The sequence below is a fragment of the Bradyrhizobium sp. 41S5 genome, assembly GCF_011516665.3.
GTDB lineage: Bacteria > Pseudomonadota > Alphaproteobacteria > Rhizobiales > Xanthobacteraceae > Bradyrhizobium > Bradyrhizobium quebecense.
The window spans coordinates 6,320,069-6,335,087 of sequence record NZ_CP083721.1 but is presented as its reverse complement, the minus strand read 5'-3'; the positions used below and the strand labels follow the sequence as shown (position 1 = coordinate 6,335,087).

Annotated in this window: 14 protein-coding genes; 4 read left to right on the top strand and 10 right to left on the bottom strand. The window is 65.9% G+C overall.

Features of this window, described 5'->3' with window-relative positions; genetic code table 11:
• Positions 1-2: 2 nt before the first annotated feature.
• The 8 genes from HAP47_RS30425 to HAP47_RS30390 all read right to left on the bottom strand — a co-directional run bounded on the left by HAP47_RS30425 (position 3) and on the right by HAP47_RS30390 (position 9,002).
• Positions 3-1,244: a class I SAM-dependent RNA methyltransferase gene (locus tag HAP47_RS30425; protein ID WP_173641408.1), complete on the bottom strand. Its 1,242-nt coding sequence runs from the start codon at positions 1,242-1,244 to the stop codon at positions 3-5.
• Positions 1,237-2,010 (bottom strand): TlyA family RNA methyltransferase, encoded by a 774-nt coding sequence (locus HAP47_RS30420; protein ID WP_173641409.1) that lies wholly within the window; start codon positions 2,008-2,010, stop codon positions 1,237-1,239. Before HAP47_RS30420 ends, HAP47_RS30425 begins: the two co-directional genes overlap by 8 nt.
• Positions 2,007-2,570 carry a nucleoside 2-deoxyribosyltransferase gene (locus HAP47_RS30415; protein WP_173641410.1) on the bottom strand — a complete coding sequence of 188 codons (564 nt, stop codon included), beginning with the start codon at positions 2,568-2,570 and terminating at the stop codon, positions 2,007-2,009. The genes HAP47_RS30420 and HAP47_RS30415 overlap by 4 nt, the downstream gene beginning before the upstream one ends.
• A 38-nt stretch (positions 2,571-2,608) precedes the next feature.
• Positions 2,609-4,537, bottom strand: coding sequence for a 1-deoxy-D-xylulose-5-phosphate synthase (gene dxs / locus HAP47_RS30410; RefSeq protein ID WP_173641411.1), 1,929 nt, complete (start codon positions 4,535-4,537; stop codon positions 2,609-2,611).
• A 544-nt stretch (positions 4,538-5,081) separates the two neighbouring features.
• Complete coding sequence (locus HAP47_RS30405) at positions 5,082-5,333, bottom strand: exodeoxyribonuclease VII small subunit (RefSeq protein ID WP_092124735.1); 252 nt, start codon at positions 5,331-5,333, stop codon at positions 5,082-5,084.
• A gap of 125 nt (positions 5,334-5,458) precedes the next feature.
• On the bottom strand, positions 5,459-6,385 hold the full coding sequence (locus HAP47_RS30400; RefSeq protein WP_173641412.1) for a histone deacetylase family protein: 927 nt from the start codon (positions 6,383-6,385) through the stop codon (positions 5,459-5,461).
• Positions 6,386-6,493: 108 nt separating this feature from the next.
• Positions 6,494-8,164, bottom strand: a complete 1,671-nt coding sequence (locus HAP47_RS30395; protein WP_173641413.1) for a bifunctional metallophosphatase/5'-nucleotidase — start codon at positions 8,162-8,164, stop codon at positions 6,494-6,496.
• A 76-nt stretch (positions 8,165-8,240) separates the two neighbouring features.
• Entirely contained in the window at positions 8,241-9,002 is a 762-nt protein-coding gene (locus tag HAP47_RS30390; RefSeq protein WP_173641414.1) for a crotonase/enoyl-CoA hydratase family protein, read from the bottom strand.
• Positions 9,003-9,406: 404 nt separating this feature from the next.
• Here HAP47_RS30390 and paoA point away from each other — a divergent pair, with 404 nt between their 5' ends.
• From paoA to paoC, 3 genes are read left to right on the top strand one after another with little or no spacing between them, the layout of a single operon-like run.
• Entirely contained in the window at positions 9,407-10,048 is a 642-nt protein-coding gene (paoA, locus tag HAP47_RS30385; RefSeq protein WP_173641415.1) for an aldehyde dehydrogenase iron-sulfur subunit PaoA, read from the top strand.
• Complete coding sequence (locus HAP47_RS30380) at positions 10,045-10,995, top strand: FAD binding domain-containing protein (RefSeq protein WP_173641416.1); 951 nt, start codon at positions 10,045-10,047, stop codon at positions 10,993-10,995. Before paoA ends, HAP47_RS30380 begins: the two co-directional genes overlap by 4 nt.
• 17 nt (positions 10,996-11,012) lie before the next feature.
• The gene (gene paoC / locus HAP47_RS30375; protein ID WP_173641417.1) at positions 11,013-13,220 is read left to right on the top strand and encodes an aldehyde oxidoreductase molybdenum-binding subunit PaoC; all 2,208 of its coding nucleotides are present in this window, start codon (positions 11,013-11,015) and stop codon (positions 13,218-13,220) included.
• A gap of 27 nt (positions 13,221-13,247) precedes the next feature.
• Here paoC and HAP47_RS30370 read toward each other — a convergent pair whose 3' ends face one another.
• Positions 13,248-13,976 carry an alpha/beta fold hydrolase gene (locus HAP47_RS30370; RefSeq protein ID WP_173641418.1) on the bottom strand — a complete coding sequence of 243 codons (729 nt, stop codon included), beginning with the start codon at positions 13,974-13,976 and terminating at the stop codon, positions 13,248-13,250.
• Positions 13,977-14,091: 115 nt separating this feature from the next.
• On the bottom strand, positions 14,092-14,655 hold the full coding sequence (locus HAP47_RS30365) for a DinB family protein (protein WP_173641419.1): 564 nt from the start codon (positions 14,653-14,655) through the stop codon (positions 14,092-14,094).
• Between the two features lie 128 nt (positions 14,656-14,783).
• Here HAP47_RS30365 and HAP47_RS30360 point away from each other — a divergent pair, with 128 nt between their 5' ends.
• Positions 14,784-15,014, top strand: coding sequence for a hypothetical protein (locus tag HAP47_RS30360; RefSeq protein WP_173641420.1), 231 nt, complete (start codon positions 14,784-14,786; stop codon positions 15,012-15,014).
• The last annotated feature ends 5 nt before the right edge of the window (positions 15,015-15,019 follow it).

Genomic DNA, 15,019 nt, shown 5'->3' with positions numbered 1-15,019 from the left:
AGTCAGCGCGCAAAGCGCGCCACCAGCTCGACATGCGGGGTGTGGCGGAACTGATCGACCGGAGTGACGCTAGCGATCTTGTAGCCGCCATCGATCAGGATTTTTGCGTCGCGCGCAAACGTTGCGGCGTTGCAGGACACCGCGACGACCACCGGCACCTTGCTCGCCGCAAGCTGGGTGACCAGCGCCTGCGCGCCTTGCCGGGGCGGATCGAACACGACGGCGTCGTAGTCGCGCAATTCCTGCGGCATCAGGGGGCGGCGGAACAGGTCGCGCGCCTCGGCCTTGAGCGGCTTCAGCCCCGACGTCGATTGCGCAGCCTTCTGCAGTGCCGTGATCGCGTCGGCGTCGCTGTCGAAGGCCGTGACCCGCGCCTTCTCGGCGAGGCGGAGCGCAAACGGGCCGACCCCGCAAAACAGATCGGCGATGTGTTTGGCGCGTCCGCAATGCTCGCGAACCAGCGCCGCAAGCGTCTCCTCGCCCTTGGCGGTCGCTTGCAGGAACGAGCCCGGCGGCAGCACGACCTTCACCTTTCCGATCGCAACCTCGGGAGAGCTGCGCTGCAGCACCAGCTCGCCATGCCGTGTCAAGCGTGCCAGCCGGTGCTTCTCCGCGACCCGCGACAGGGTGGTGATCAGGCTGGTCGGTAGCGCGCCGGAGCCGCGTACATCGATGTCGAGGCCGTTGAGGGTCGCGGTCACCTGGATGTCGAGCGGCTTGCCGACCGAGATCAGCGGCTCGGCTGTGGCCCAGGCTGCCTCGAGCGCGCCGTCGAGCGCCGGATCGAGGATCGGACAGCGGTCGACCGGGATGATGTCGTGCGAACCGGCCGCAGCGAAGCCGACCTTGAGCACCTCATGGGTGCCCATGCGTCCGTGCAGCGTGATGCGGCGGCGGCCGGCGCCATGGGCGTCGAGCAACGGCGCGACTTCGGCCGCGACCTTTGCCTGTGCCAACGTCTCGACCACGATGTTGCGTTTCCAGGCGCGGTAGGGCGTGTCATTCCAGTGCTGGATCGCACAGCCGCCGCAGACGCCGAAATGCGGGCAGAACGGCGTGATCCGCTCGGGGCTTTCCTGCGTCACCCGCACCAGCCGCCGCCGGTCGGGATGATTGCCCGGAACGTCGTCGACCTCGACCGTTTCGCCGGCCAGCGTATAGGGCACGAAAATCGACTGCGCGCCGTCGATCGCAACGCCGTCGCCGCGATGGCCGACATGGTCGATGGTGAGGAGCTCAGCCACGGCGCGCGCCGAGGAAGAATTCGATGTTGCCGTCGCCGCCGGTGATCGATGACGGGAACACCTGAATGTCGGTGCAGCCGAGCGAGGCGGCAAAGGCGGCGATATCGTCGCAGATCTCCTGGTGCACCATCGCATTGCGGATGACGCCGCGCTTGGCGTGCTTGCGCGCCGCCTCGAATTGCGGCTTGATCAGCGCCAACAGTTGCATCGGCGCCGCCGCCAGCGACAGCGCCACCGGCAGCACCAGCTTCAGCGAGATGAAGCTGACGTCGATCACGACGACATCGGGCCGCGCCGGCAGGCGCTTGCCCTCGAAATTCCTGATGTCGGTCTCCTCCATGGAGACGATCTTCGGATGCCCCTGCAGCGAGGGATGCAGCTGGCCGTGGCCGACATCGATGGCGAAGACGAGGCTCGCACCATTGGCGAGCAGCACTTCGGTGAAGCCGCCGGTCGAGGCGCCGACATCGAGGCAGACATGGCCCTCGACGTCGATCGGATAGTGTTCGAGCGCGCCGGCGAGCTTGACGCCGCCGCGCGAGACATAGGGATGCGCCGGCTCGGCCGTGAGTGCGGCGCCGGGCGCCACGATCTCGGATGCCTTTGCAATTGGCTTGCCGTCGGCGGTGACGAGGCCGGCGTCGATCGCGGCGCGCGCCCGGGCCCGGCTTTCGAACAGGCCGCGCTCGACCAGCAGCACGTCGATGCGCTTGCCGGCGGATGCGTCGTTGTCGTTGTTGCCCGGCTTGGTCACTTGCTTGGTCATTTGGCGGCCTGCCGGCGCTGCGCGGCGGCGAGCCGCACGCAGGTCTCGAAGGAGGTGAGGTCGTGCCAGAGGTCGGCCGCAGGCTCCCTCGGTGTTACCAGCGGACGGCCGTGCAGCTCGAGCGCATGCATCATCATCAGATTGTCCGGCAAGCCAAACTCTTCCACCGTCAGCCCCTCCGCGTCGATCAGGCGTCCGTCGGATGCCGGCACGACCTGCTGCAGCCGCGCCACGCGATTGGCGTAGGACGTGGGATCGTTCGAATAGGCGAGGCACAGCTTGCCGCGTCCAGCCATGTAACCGAGTTCGTAGACGGTGCCTGCGTCGGCACTGGGGCCGCGAAACGGCGTCAAATTGGCGATGACGGCGTCGGCCGATTCCATCATAGCCTCGTTGCTTTTGAAGATGGTGAGCGAGGCGCCGGCGGCGGTGGGATTGATGCTGTTGTCGAGCGGATAGAGCCCGGTCAGTCCGTGATAGGCGCACACCTCCGCCTTGCGGCGGCCGATCTCCACGGCATCCGGCAGGAACACGTCAGGACCTGCCAGATAGATTTTCATGGACTTGCCGCCGCTCCCGGGAGCGCCGCCCGAAGCGATTACGCGAGCTTGACGGTCTCGGTCTTGTAGTCCTTGCCGAGGGTCTCGAACACCTTGGCAACGATGCTCTTGGCGTCGAGACCCGCGCGGGCATACATCGCCGCCGGCGAGTCGTGGTCGAGGAACACGTCGGGCAGGATCATCGAGCGGAACTTGAGCATGCCGCTGTCCAGCATGGCGTTGTCGGACAGGAACTGCATGACATGCGAGCCGAAGCCGCCGATCGAACCTTCCTCGATGGTGATCAGGATCTCGTGGTCGCGGGCGAGCTTCATGATCATCTCCTCGTCGAGCGGCTTCATGAAGCGCGCGTCGGCGATTGTTGCGGAGAGACCGTGGGCAGCGAGCTCGTCGGCGGCCTTCTCGCACTCGGCGAGGCGGGTGCCGAACGACAGCAGCGCGACCTGCTTGCCCTCGCGGACAATGCGACCCTTGCCGATCGGGAGGGGAACGCCGACTTCCGGCATCTCGACGCCGCGGCCTTCGCCACGCGGATAGCGCAGCGCGCTCGGACGATCGTTGATCGCAACCTGGGTCGCCACCATGTGGACCATTTCCGCCTCGTCGGAGGCGGCCATGATCACCATGTTCGGCAGACAGCCGAGATAGGCGTTGTCGAACGAACCGGCATGGGTCGCGCCGTCGGCGCCGACCAGGCCGGCGCGGTCGATCGCGAAGCGGACCGGAAGGCTCTGGATCGCGACGTCATGGACCACCTGGTCATAGCCGCGCTGCAGGAAGGTCGAATAGATCGCGCAGAACGGCTTGTAGCCTTCGGTGGCGAGGCCGGCGGCGAACGTCACCGCGTGCTGCTCGGCGATGCCGACGTCGAAGGTGCGCTCCGGGAACGCCTTGTTGAAGATGTCGACGCCGGTGCCCGACGGCATCGCCGCGGTGATGGCGACGATCTTGTCGTCCTTCTGCGCTTCCTTGACGAGGCTCTGGCCGAACACGTTCTGGTAGGCCGGCGCATTCGGCTTGGCCTTGGCCTGGGTGCCGGTCGCGACGTCGAACTTGACCACGGCGTGGTACTTGTCGGCGGAAGCCTCGGCCGGGCCGTAGCCCTTGCCCTTCTGGGTCACGACGTGAACCAGGATCGGTCCGGTCTCCATGTCGCGGACGTTCTTCAGCACCGGCAGCAGATGGTCGAGATTGTGGCCGTCGATCGGGCCGACATAATAGAAGCCGAGCTCCTCGAACAGCGTGCCGCCGTCCATCATGAAGCCCCGGGAATATTCCTCGACGCGGTTGGCGCGGTTGGCGAGGATCTTCGGCAGGCGCTTGTTGATCTGCTTGGCCGCCTCGCGCAGCGAACGGTAGGTCTTGCCGGAGTAGAGGCGCGACAGATAGGCGCTCATCGCGCCGACCGGCGGGGCGATCGACATGTCGTTGTCGTTGAGGATCACGATCAGGCGCGAGTTCATCGCGCCGGCGTTGTTCATGGCCTCATAGGCCATGCCCGCCGACATCGCGCCGTCACCGATCACGGCGATAACGTTGTTCTTGCCGCCGGAGAGGTCGCGCGCCACGGCCATGCCGAGGCCGGCCGAAATCGAGGTCGAGGAGTGCGCGGCGCCGAACGGATCGTAGTCGCTCTCGGTCCGCTTGGTGAAGCCGGAGAGGCCGCCGCCGGTGCGCAGGGTGCGGATGCGGTCGCGGCGACCGGTCAGGATCTTGTGCGGATAGGCCTGGTGGCCGACGTCCCAGATCAGGCGGTCGCGCGGGGTGTCGAAGATATAGTGGATGGCGGTGGTCAGTTCGACCACGCCGAGGCCGGCGCCGAAATGGCCGCCGGTCACCGACACGGCGTCGATGGTTTCCTGGCGGAGCTCGTCGGCAACCTGCCGCACCTGCTCGACCTTCAGCTTGCGCAGGTCATCCGGCGTGTGAATAGTGTCAAGAAGCGGCGTCTTACTAAATGTGGTCACAGCGAATTTCCAATTTTTGCCTGTCGGAACGAACGGCCCGACGCGAGATGGGTTGGCGCGCTCACCGCGCAGCGAATGCCAGACACTGGGTGCCGTCCCGGCAGGCCCTGCCTGGTTGTAAGCCTAGATTCACTCCGGATTGGACCACGTGATATGCACCACCTTGGTCGCTCTTCACCCGTCCCGGTTCAGTTTTGTCGAACCATTTGAGATGCCTGCCGCCCGAAAAATCCGGGCCGCCCGCCACCCTCAAATGCCCATAGAACTGGAAGCATTACACCAAAGCCGTAACCAAAGCCAACCCGCTAGGGGGCGCAGGGTTCCTATGCGTTATCCTGAAAAGCCTAGACTTTTCAATGCTCGGGCCGGGGGCGGGTTCCATTTTTGCTAATTTGACGAGAGCCGGGACGGTCCGGATCGGCCTGATTCGCAGCCGTACCCGATCGCGGCGGTCGCCCCGCGGCGTGGTCGACCAACGGAAATGCACGGCAACAATCGCCCGGCGGTGGCGGACATCATGTCGCGTGATCGCGGTGGATCGGCGCTACTGCACGTCGAGCGGCTCGGTGCCGGTCGGCTGGCCCGAGGCGTCGGTGGTGATCTTGTCGACGCGGGCTTCGGCCTGGCGCAGCAATTCCTCGCAGCGCCGCTTCAGCGCCTCGCCGCGCTCATAGATCGCGACCGATTCCTCAAGCGGGACCTTGCCGTCCTCGAGCCGCTTGACGATCGATTCGAGTTCCTCGATCGCGCGTTCAAAGGAGAGCTTCTTGACGTCGGCTTGAGCGTTTTCGGCCATTATGTGTTCCCAGTGCGCCGATCAGACCGTGATCGGATCTTGTCGTCCAAACATGACCTGTCGCAGGCCATGCTTGCCCCGGCGCAGAATCAATCGAATTTTTGCGGGGGTATTGTGGCGGGGATTTACCCGCCCATCAATGCGGTGACGTGAGATGCCACCGACTCTTTCAGGCCCTCGAGGTCGTAGCCGCCCTCCAGCACGGAGACGACGCGGCCGCCGGCGCTCTTGTCGGCGAGGTCCATCAGCTTGCGCGTGACCCAGCCGAAATCCTCGCCGGTCAGGTTGATCGAGGCCAGCGGATCGCGGTGATGCGCGTCGAAGCCCGCCGACATGACGACGAGCTCGGGGGAAAACTTCTCGAGCTGCGGCAGGATCAGGTTCTCGAAGGCGGAGCGGAATTTGGCGCCGCCGTCGCCGGGCGCCAGCGGCGCGTTGACGACGGTGTCGTGCTCGCCGCGCTCGCCTGAAGCGCCGGTGCCGGGGAACAGCGGCATCTGATGCGTCGAGCAGTACATCACGGTCGGATCGGCCCAGAAGATATCCTGCGTGCCGTTGCCGTGATGGACGTCGAAATCGATGATCGCGGCACGCTTGATGCCGTATTTGCGCTGCGCGTGACGCGCGGCGATCGCGACATTGTCGAAGAAGCAGAAGCCCATCGGCGTCGATTTCTCGGCGTGATGCCCGGGCGGGCGCACCGCGACGAAGGCGTTTTGGTGCTTGCCCTCCATCACCGCATCGGTCGCCGCCACCGCGCCGCCGACGCCGCGCATCACGGCTTCCCAGGTGCCCGGCGACATCGAGGTGTCGCCGTCGATATAGATCATACCGGAGGTCGGCGCGATGTGGCGCAGCTCGCCGACATAGTGCTCGCCATGACAGAGCAGCACGCTGTCGAGGTCGCCTTCCGGCGCGAGGTCGCGCACCAGCGCCTTGAAGCGGTCTTCGCCGAGCACCTCGGCAACCGCGCGCAACCGGTCGGGGCGTTCGGGATGTCCGGGTGGGGTCAGGTGTTCGAGGCAGGCGGTGTGCGTCAGAAGCAGTGTCATGCAAATTCCTGGCGCATTTGGGGCGCGTGCGAGGAGCGCCTAATTTAGGCCGTTACCGGCCCGCCGGAAAGCCCTGTCTCCGCCCCACGGATGTTCCATGCCCGCAATTCAATCGATCCGCTCGATCCGTTTTCCGGCCGCCGGGCCGACCGGACTGTTAGCCTTGAAATAGGCATAGAGCGCATCGACGTCGTAGATGCCGAACTGCTGCGCCGTTCCTTCCTTGAACACCGTGAAGCCGTCGCCGCCCTCTGCGAGATAATTGTTCACGGTGACGCGATAGCTCGCGGCCGGGTCGATCGGCTTGCCGTCGAGCGACATCCGCGCCGCGATGATGCGCGCGCCGTCGCCCTTGCTCGCATCCCACGCATAGGCGAAGCCCTTCGAGACCTGCAGGGCGCGCGGCCGTTTCGGGTCGGCCCATTGCTGCTCCAGCACGTCCTTGAGCTGCTTGCCGGTCAGCGTCATCGTCACCAGCTGGTTGCGGAACGGCTGGCTGGCGAAGATGTCGGCATAGGTGACGGCGCCGTCCTCGCGCTTGACGATGTCGGTGCGCACGCCGCCGGGATTGGTGAAGGCGATCACCGCGCCGCCGTTCGGCTCCGAGCCGGTGGCACGCAGCTGTGCGTCGGCGACGATATCGCCGAGCGGGCTTTCGCCGGTCTCGGCCGGCGTGCGCGACAGCGTTTCCGTCACCGAGCCTGCCGCGCGGTTGGCGATCGGCGCGGCCAGCCGGTCATAGGATTCCAGCAGCGCGCTCTGCTCCGGGTCCTTGGCTGTGCCGCCGATCTTCACGATGGTGTTGTCGGCCTTGGCGCTGATCACGTCGTGGCTGTTCGGATCGAGCTGAAGGTCGATCGCGGTGACCAGCGTGCCGTATTTGTCGCCTGATGTGACGAGCCGTCCATCGATCTCGCAGACGTAGGCCTGGTGGGTGTGGCCGGAGATCACGACGTCGACCGCGCGATCGAACTTCTTGACCATGTCGACGATCGGCCCCGAGATGCCGGGGCATTCATTATAGTCGCCGGTCGGAAAGCCGCCTTCGTGGATCAAGACCACGATCGCCTCGACGCCCTTCGCCTTCAGCTCGGGGACCAGCGCATTGACGGTCTCGACCTCGTCGCGGAATTCCAGGCTGGCAACGCCGGCCGGCGATACCAGGTTCGGGGTGTTCTTCAGCGTCAACCCGATGAAGGCCACCGGTATGCCGTCAAATTCCTTGATCTCGTAGGGCGGAAACACCGGCTTGCCGGAGGCCTTGTCGATCGTGGAGGCGGCGAGATAGCGGAATTTGGCCCCCAGGAAGGGATGCGGCCCCTGGCATTTGTCGACCGGGTGGCAGCCGCCTTTCTGCATCCGCAGGAGCTCGTCCTTGCCCTCGTCGAATTCGTGGTTGCCGACCGACGAGATCGCAAGCCCCATCATCGACAGCGACTCGATAGTCGGCTCGTCGTGAAACATCGCCGACAAAAACGGGCTCGCGCCGATCAGGTCGCCGGCCGCGACGAAGATGTTGTTGTTGTGGCCTTCACGCAGCTGCTTGACGACGGTGGATAATCGCTCGGCGCCGCCGGCGGGCACCATGATCTTCCTGGCCGCGTCAGCGGGATCGGTGATGCGGATGCCGCCCGGCGGCGGCCGCAGATAGCCGTGGAAATCGTTGATCGCGAGAATGCGCAGGCTCACCGGCGCTGCGGTCTGCGCCTGGCAGGGGCCTGCCGCGGCCAGTCCGAGTGCGCACAGCGCGGCGAGGGGCGTAAGGCGGGGCTGTCTCATGACCTGTCCAGGGCGTGCACGATCATGGAACACACGATCATGGCGCGACGCCACTACAATTTTGCGACGCTTCGTTTCAATCCTTCGTGCGCGCCATGAAGGCCTTGAAGGCGCTGACCGCCTCGTTGGAGCGCATCCGCTCGCTGAACAGATGGTTCTCCTGCTCGATGCGGCGGGTGACGTCCTCGGGCGGCAGCCGGATCAGGCGTCGCGAGATCGCCACCGCCTCGGCCGGCAGCGCGCAGATCTCGCGCGCCACCTTGTGCGCCTCGACCTCGGCATGCCCCGGCGCCACCACGGTGTTGACGAAGCCGGCGACGCGGGCGTCGTCGGCCGACATGGTGCGGCCCATCACCAGCATCGCGAAGGCGCGCTGATGGCCCATCATGCGCGGCATCAGCAGGCTGGAGGCGCCTTCCGGCACCAGGCCGAAACTGGAGAACGGCGTCGAGAACAGCGCGGCCTTGCTCGCCAGCACATAGTCGCAGTGAAACAGCATCGTGGTGCCGATGCCCATCGCGACGCCATCGACGGCGGCGATGATCGGCTTCACATTGTGGGCCAGTGAATACAGGAACTTGACCAGGTCGGAGGCGGGCGGCGTCTCGCCGGTCGAGGTGCCCTGCGCGAGCAGGTCCTCGATGTCGTTGCCCGCGGTGAACACGCCGGAGCCGCCGGTGATGATCAGGCAGCGGATCTTCGGATTGTTCTGCGCCTTGTCGATCGCATCGCTGATCGCGCGAAACATCTCCTGGGTGATCGCGTTCTTCTTCTCGGGCCTGCGCAGCCGGATCACGCGTGTGGCGGCTTCGTCGGTGACTATGACATGCGCGGTCATCAAGCAGTCCCAGAGTAAGCGGTCCGAGTGTCGGCCGGCAGCGTCGCCGGTAGCGGTCGTGACGCCATCCTACATGATCCCGTGCAAGCCCCAAGGGCTCCAGCGTGTTCTGCTCTGCTTTTCCACGTGGGCGAGCATGAGAACGGCGCAATGCAGCTAACCGGAATTTCGCGATTCTAGGCAGGAGACGTTGGTCGTAGGCTGGAGGTGCACGACGATGCCGCGGGTGCGGGCAGTCGCGCCATAATGGCGCACGTGGCCCGCCCACAGCCGCCGTGGTGCTCGCGAGCAGTTTAACCTCCCGCGAGAAACATTCCGCCGCCTGCGGCATTCCCCTCAGCTGACAAGCCGAGCCGACGCGTCGTTGTCGTGGTTCCGCGTTCGGCTGACTGGAGGAGAGCGGCATGCAGATATCAGGTCGTTTGGAACTATCCCGGCGCCATCTGTTGATTGTCGGAGCCGCCTCGCTGGCAGCGTCGTCGATCGCGAAGCCGCCGCCTGCGGCCGCCCAATCTGCCCCGAACGGAGCGCCTGTAATGACAAAAGTATCCTTTGAGGTGAACGGCGAAACCCATCGGCTCGAGCTCGATACCAGGACCACGCTGCTGGACGCGCTGCGCGAGCAGCTGCATCTAACCGGTACCAAGAAGGGCTGCGACCACGGCCAATGCGGTGCGTGCACGGTGATCGTCGACGGGCGGCGGATCAATTCGTGCCTGACGCTTGCCGTGATGCATCAGGGCGACGCGATCACGACGATCGAAGGTCTCGGTAGGCCGGACGCGCTGCATCAGCTGCAGGCGGCGTTCGTCGAGCACGACGGCTACCAATGCGGCTATTGCACGCCGGGCCAGATCTGCTCGGCGGTCGCGGTAATGACCGAGGTCAAGGCCGGCATCCCGAGCCATGTCACGGCCGATTTGAACGCGCCGGTGCGATTGACCAATGCCGAGCTCCGTGAGCGCATGAGCGGCAACATCTGCCGCTGCGGCGCCTATTCCAACATCGCCGAGGCGATCAGCGAGGTCGCCGGGAGGAGCGCATGAGATCATTCAGCTATGAGCGCGCGGCGTCGCCGGGCGCAGCGGCCGCAGCCGCCGCCGGCACCGCGAACGCCAAGTTCATCGCCGGCGGCACCAATCTGCTCGACCTGATGAAGCTCGAGATCGAGACGCCAGCGCATCTGATCGACGTCAACGGCCTCGCGCTCGACCGCATCGAGCAAGCCGCTGACGGCGGTTTGCGGATCGGTGCGCTGGTGCGCAACACAGATCTGGCCGCAGATGCGCGCGTGCGACGCGACTATGGCGTGCTGTCGCGCGCGCTGCTCGCCGGTGCTTCCGGCCAGTTGCGCAACAAGGCGACGACGGCTGGAAATCTGCTGCAACGGACGCGCTGTCCGTATTTCTACGACACCAATCTGCCCTGCAACAAGCGCAAGCCCGGCAGCGGCTGCGCCGCGATTGGCGGCTTCAGCCGCCAGCACGCGGTGGTCGGCGCCAGCGAAGCCTGCATCGCGACCCATCCGAGCGATATGGCGGTGGCGATGCGCGCGCTCGACGCTGTGGTCGAGACCGTGCGGCCCGACGGCACCACACGCAGCATTCCAATCGCCGACCTGCATCGTTTGCCCGGCGATAGCCCGGACATCGAGACCGTCCTGCAGCCCGGCGAATTGATCACTGCGGTGGTGCTGCCGAAGCCGGTCGGCGGCGCGCAGACCTATCGCAAGGTGCGCGACCGCGCCTCCTATGCGTTCGCGCTGGTCTCGGTTGCTGCGATCGTGCAGCGCGACGGCACCGGCCGCGTCGCGCTCGGCGGCGTCGCGCCCAAGCCGTGGCGGGTCGAGGCGGCGGAAATGGAATTGCCTGATGGCGCCAAGGCGGTCACTGCACGGCTATTCGCCGATGCGAAGCCGACCAGGGACAATGCGTACAAGCTGCCGCTCGCCGAGCGAACCTTGGCGGCGGTGCTGCGCGAGGCCAAGGCTTGAGATGAGGGCTTGAGATCATGCGTTTTGAACATCCCGCGACCTTCAATCCGATCGATCAGCTCAAGGTAATCGGCCATCCCACCAGTCGGATCGAAGGGCCGCTGAAAACCACCGGCACTGCGCCCTACGCCTATGAGCGGCACGACGTCGTGGCGAACCAAGCCTATGGCTATGTTATCGGCTCTGCGATCGGCAAAGGCCGGATCGCCGCGATCGACCTCGCGGCGGCAAAGGCTGCGCCCGGCGTGCTCGCCATCGTCACTGCCGACAACGCCGGCAAGCTCGGCAAGGGCGAGCGCAACGCCGCGCCGCTGCTCGGCGGGCCCGAGATCGCGCATTATCACCAGGCCGTCGCCGTCGTCGTCGCCGGAACCTTCGAGCAGGCGCGTGCCGCGGCACAACTGGTCCGGATTGATTATGTCCGAGGCGAAGGCAAATTCGATCTCGCCGCGGAGCGGGACAAGGCGAGCACGCCGGATCCAAAGATCGGCGGACCGGCCGATACGGCGGTCGGCGATTTCCCGGCCGCCTTCGCCGCTGCACCCGTGCAACTCGATGCCACCTACACCACGCCCGATCAGGCCCACGCGATGATGGAGCCGCATGCCTCGATCGCGGCATGGGATGATGACAAGCTCACGGTCTGGACCTCCAACCAGATGATCGCCTGGGGCGTGGAAGATTTGGCGAAGACGCTCGGGATAGCCAAGGAGAATGTCCGCTTGGTGTCGCCCTATATCGGCGGCGGGTTCGGCGGCAAACTGTTTCTGCGCGCCGAGGTGCTGCTCGCCGCGCTCGGGGCGCGTGCGGCGGGCCGTCCGGTCAAGGTGGCGCTGCAACGTCCGCTGATGTTCAACAACACCACGCACCGTCCGGCCACGATTCAGCGCATCCGCATCGGCGCCGAACGCGACGGCAGGATCATCGCGATTGGTCATGAAGGCTGGTCCGGCAACGTCAAGGACGGCGAGCCCGAGATGGCGGTGAGCCAGACCCGGCTGCTCTATGCCGGCGCCAACCGGATGACGGCGACGCGGCTGGCGGCGCTCGATCTGCCCGAGGGCAACGCGATGCGTGCGCCCGGGGAAGCCTCCGGCATGATGGCGCTCGAGATCGCGATCGACGAGCTTGCCGAAAAGCTCAGTGTCGATCCGGTCGCGCTGCGGATCACCAACGACACGCAGGTCGATCCGGAGCATCCGCAGCGGCACTTCTCGCAGCGCCAATTGGTGCTGTGCCTGAACGAGGGCGCGGCGCGCTTCGGTTGGAGCAAGCGCAATCCGAAACCCGGCCAGGTCCGTGACGGGCGCTGGCTCGTCGGCATGGGCGTTGCGGCGGCGTTCCGCAACAACCTCGTGACTAAATCGGCGGCACGCGTCCGTCTCGACCGGCAGGGAACGGTGACGGTCGAGACCGACATGACCGATATCGGGACCGGCTCCTACACCATCATCGCGCAAACTGCGGCGGAGATGATGGGCGTGCCGCTGGACAAGGTTGTCGTGCGGCTCGGCGACTCCGACTTTCCGGTGTCGTGCGGCTCCGGCGGGCAGTGGGGCGGCAACAATTCCACCGCCGGCGTCTATGCGGCCTGCGTCAAGCTGCGCGAGACGATCGCGCAGAAGCTCGGTTTCAATTCCGAAGAGGCGGTGTTCGCCGACGGCGTGGTCCGTTCCGGCAATCGCAGCGTACCGCTGGCGCAGGCCGCCGGTGCGGGCGATCTCGTGGCGGAGGACGCCATCGAGTATGGCGATCTCGCCAAGACCTATCAGCAATCGACCTTCGGCGCGCATTTCGTCGAGGTCGGCGTCGACGCCGACACGGCGGAAATTCGCGTGCGGCGGATGCTCGCGGTCTGCGCGGCGGGCCGCATCCTCAATCCGAAAGCGGCGCGCAGCCAGGTGATCGGCGCGATGACGATGGGCGTTGGCGCCGCGCTGATGGAGGATCTGGTGATCGACAAGCGTCATGGCCTGTTCATCACGCACGACCTCGCGGCCTATGAGGTGCCGGTGCATGCCGACATTCCGCATCAGGACATGGTCTTCCTCGACGAGACCGATCCGATGTCATCGCCGATGAAGGCGAAGGGCGTTGCCGAGCTCGGCATCTGCGGCGTCGCAGCCGCGGTCGCCAATGCGGTCTATAACGCTACCGGCGTGCGCGTGCGCGACTACCCGATCACGCTGGACAAGCTGCTCGCGCAGATGCCTGAGCCGGCCTAGCTGCCAGTCGACCTCGTCTCAGACTCTCTACGCACGTCCGACGAACGAGCGGATGCCGCGGCCGATCGCGGCGCCGTGCTCGAGCAGCGCACCGAGGTGATCGCCGGGCACCGACATCGCATAGAGGCCGTTCTCCGCGGCAAAACGCTCCATCGGCGCATGCGGGCCGTCGTCCTGGCCGTTCCAGAGCAGCACCGGCACCCGCGAGGACAGCACCGCGTCCTTGGCGCCATCGACCTGACCGAGCGCATCGAAGCAGGCGCGCACGCCGCCTTCCAGATCCGGCGTCACCCATTCGGCGAGCTGCGGCACCGTGCGGCGGGCGAAGGTGATGAAGGCGCCATAGGTCAGCGGGCCGGCGTTGCCGCGCGGCAATCCGGTAAGGAAATCCCAGCCGCCGATCGCCAGCGACGCCAATCGCGTCGGGAAAAATCTGGCGACGCCGACGGCGACCCAGCCGCCCATCGAATGCCCCACCACATGCGCGCGCTCGCCGCCGAGATCGTTGATTACCGCGACGATGTCGCCGGCACGCTGCGCCTGGTCGTAGAGTGCCGGATCGGCCGGCTTGTCGCTCAAGCCGTGCCCGAGCGAATCGACGCAGACGACGCGAAAGCGGTCGGCAAGCGCGTCGACCACGCCGCATTGCTTCCAGCTCGCGGCGTCGAGCAGCAGTCCGTGCTGCAGCACGATCAGCGGTCCGGATCCTTCGACGGTATAATGGATGCGCTGGCCCCGATGATTGGCAAAAGGCATTCGAAAGTTCCCCACGTTTCATCGACAGGTGAGCGTGGAGGGGGCCGGATTCAAGACCTTGTTCCGGATCTGGAACCCGATCGCGCGGGACTTGTCGCGGGCGGAAACCTTGCGTTCAGCCGCCCCACACGGTGGCTTCGCTCCAGCCAAGGTCCTTGAACTCGGCTGCCCGCAGCGGGATCTCGCCGGCGGCGAAGAATTCGTCGAGCTGCGGCGGCTTGACGGTAGTTTCGGAGAGCATGGCGTGGGCCTGGCCGCGATGATGGACCTGGTGCTGAAACAAATGCATCAGAAGGCGGTCGCGCCGCTCGGTCTGCACCGAGCTGTCGCGATTGACATTGACGACGTCGTCGAGCCGCTCGGGCGTCAACGCGTCGCAGTGAACGATCAGGCGCTGGTCAATCGCGCGCTGCGCAGGTCGCAGCTCTGCGACGGACGGGTAGGGTACCTCGTTCGCCCACGCTTTCGGCCCGAGCCAGCCGCCTTCGAGCGCATCGACGTAGAAGAGGTCGATGACATGGATGTGGTTCAGCGTCGCCTGCAGGCTTGGGAAGAACCCGGTCCGCGTGGCAGCAAATTCCGCCTGGCTGAGGCCGGCGCATGCCGTGAGCAGGCGATGATTGGCCCAGGCGTTGTTGTAAGCAAAGGCACGAAAGGTCTGAACGAGGCTTGCCGGCATATTGGTCCTCACTGGATTGAATGGATCAGGCGGGCGCCGCGGCCGAGCGGCTCTGGTCGTAGCGCTACATCAAGCACAGCGCGTATATCGCGCCCGGCCGGGACGGGCTATTCGATCTCGTCAAGGGCTTGCCCGCGACGCTGTGCTATGAGAACCATGTCGGCACGGCGAGCGGCGATTTCGTTATTCTGCACGGCCGGTTCAGCGGTCATGGCCTACCGGCGGCATGGGTCGTCGCCGACATCGTGCGCATGGAGGGTGACGTGCTCGCCGAGCACTGGCACGTCATCCAGGATGAGGCGACGCGCGAACAGTCGCGCAGCGGACTGCCGATGTTTGGCGATCGCTTTCCCGGCTGAGCCGA

Coding starts and splice junctions, on each gene's coding strand:
- HAP47_RS30415 (WP_173641410.1), bottom strand. CDS start 2,570: ATGAAAATCTATCTGGCAGGTCCTGACGTGTTCCTGCCGGATGCCGTG.
- paoA (WP_173641415.1), top strand. CDS start 9,407: ATGCAGATATCAGGTCGTTTGGAACTATCCCGGCGCCATCTGTTGATT.
- HAP47_RS30420 (WP_173641409.1), bottom strand. CDS start 2,010: ATGACCAAGCAAGTGACCAAGCCGGGCAACAACGACAACGACGCATCC.
- HAP47_RS30390 (WP_173641414.1), bottom strand. CDS start 9,002: ATGACCGCGCATGTCATAGTCACCGACGAAGCCGCCACACGCGTGATC.
- HAP47_RS30405 (WP_092124735.1), bottom strand. CDS start 5,333: ATGGCCGAAAACGCTCAAGCCGACGTCAAGAAGCTCTCCTTTGAACGC.
- HAP47_RS30365 (WP_173641419.1), bottom strand. CDS start 14,655: ATGCCGGCAAGCCTCGTTCAGACCTTTCGTGCCTTTGCTTACAACAAC.
- HAP47_RS30380 (WP_173641416.1), top strand. CDS start 10,045: ATGAGATCATTCAGCTATGAGCGCGCGGCGTCGCCGGGCGCAGCGGCC.
- paoC (WP_173641417.1), top strand. CDS start 11,013: ATGCGTTTTGAACATCCCGCGACCTTCAATCCGATCGATCAGCTCAAG.
- HAP47_RS30370 (WP_173641418.1), bottom strand. CDS start 13,976: ATGCCTTTTGCCAATCATCGGGGCCAGCGCATCCATTATACCGTCGAA.
- HAP47_RS30395 (WP_173641413.1), bottom strand. CDS start 8,164: ATGAGACAGCCCCGCCTTACGCCCCTCGCCGCGCTGTGCGCACTCGGA.
- HAP47_RS30400 (WP_173641412.1), bottom strand. CDS start 6,385: ATGACACTGCTTCTGACGCACACCGCCTGCCTCGAACACCTGACCCCA.